General features: G+C 52.4%; 1 protein-coding gene. It reads right to left on the bottom strand.

Annotation, left to right across the window (positions count from 1 at the left end; all coding sequences use genetic code 11):
• Positions 1 to 442: 442 nt before the first annotated feature.
• A partial coding sequence (gene arsH, locus QKY98_RS23460; RefSeq protein ID WP_284671683.1) for an arsenical resistance protein ArsH occupies positions 443 to 924 on the bottom strand: 482 nt, incomplete at its 5' end.

Raw genomic sequence — 924 nt, 5'->3', positions numbered from 1 at the left:
AGGAAATTGCTATTCAAAAATAATAAACGTGCTCGGCATCTTTATAAATTAATGTCTTTTGATCGCGCTGTTTAGGTAGGCTGAATGCTTTGGTTGGTATTCCCCTTTTACAGGCTTGGTAGCTGTTTGTGAAGTTGTAGACTACCTCATGATATGGTCGAAATGGCGTGCCGCAGTAGACTTCTTATCGAGCCTCTTGAAATTTTATAAAAATGCATAATACAGATGTCTCAACTATGCTCGCGTATTACATCAGGATTATTGAAGATGCGCCTGGTCTGCAGTGTCTCGATCAACATTTCTGTCGAGCAGGCGACTGTGTTTCTGCCGCCCAAGAGGTAGGTGCTTTACCTGCAGCGCAAATTCAAGCACTCGTCGCTGTATTTGATCATCTTTATCAACAAGGATTGATTCGCCTGCGAGCGCATTAGAACGGATTCGATCAGATCGAACGCTGATTGACCCGCGCCGAGAGTGCTTCGGCGCTCTCCTTGCGCTCGGAGTAGCGATCAACCAGGTAGGCGTCCCGGCCTCTGGTGAGAAGCGTGAATTTCATCAGCTCCTCCATGACATCCACCACCCGATCGTAGTAGGCAGAAGGCTTCATGCGGCCCGCTTCGTCGAATTCCAGGAACGCCTTGGGGACCGACGACTGATTAGGGATGGTCACCATGCGCATCCACCGGCCGAGGACCCGCAGCTGGTTCACCGTGTTGAACGACTGGGATCCGCCACTGACCTGCATGACAGCGAGCGTCTTGCCTTGGGTAGGACGTACCGCGCCCAGCGTGAGCGGAATCCAGTCGATCTGCGTTTTGAAGACCGCTGACATCGAGCCATGGCGCTCGGGGGAGCACCACACTTGCCCTTCGGACCAGAGCACCAAGTCGCGAAGCTCCTGAACCTTGGGATGCTCTACTGGCG

The sequence above is a fragment of the Pseudomonas sp. HR1 genome (assembly GCF_030175875.1).
In the GTDB taxonomy this organism is placed as follows: domain Bacteria; phylum Pseudomonadota; class Gammaproteobacteria; order Pseudomonadales; family Pseudomonadaceae; genus Chryseomonas; species Chryseomonas oryzihabitans.
This window is presented reverse-complemented; position numbering and strand designations above follow the sequence as displayed.